At 49.5% G+C, this 285-nt stretch carries 1 protein-coding gene; it reads right to left on the bottom strand.

The features are described from left to right. Positions 1–285, bottom strand: a 285-nt coding sequence (locus EUU22_RS25640; RefSeq protein ID WP_205687927.1) for a hypothetical protein, incomplete at both ends; no start/stop codon positions are given.

The raw sequence follows: 285 nt of genomic DNA, 5'->3' as shown, positions 1-285 counted from the left end.
GTTTTCTAGAACTGTATCCAGACAAACTTTCAGGTCTGATGAAGCAAGAAGACCATTCAGTAGAGAATCATCTCGAAGCTGCTCGCTCTCTTTGGTTAAAGTGACTTCCAGCTCGGAGTGCAAGTTGCCGTTCAGCTCCAGGTTGCAGATCTCCGTGAGGACACGCAGTAGACCTTTGTCCGGAGAACTGCCGTCCAAGTCCTTAATCTGCCTCTGGCCTTGGGGCTGAAGACCAGGAATTTCAAGTTTCAACCCATGCTGGGCTACTTTATGGGTTAGTTCCCG

It is taken from the genome of Ciceribacter ferrooxidans (genome assembly GCF_004137355.1).
Lineage (GTDB): Bacteria > Pseudomonadota > Alphaproteobacteria > Rhizobiales > Rhizobiaceae > Allorhizobium > Allorhizobium ferrooxidans.
This window is presented reverse-complemented; position numbering and strand designations above follow the sequence as displayed.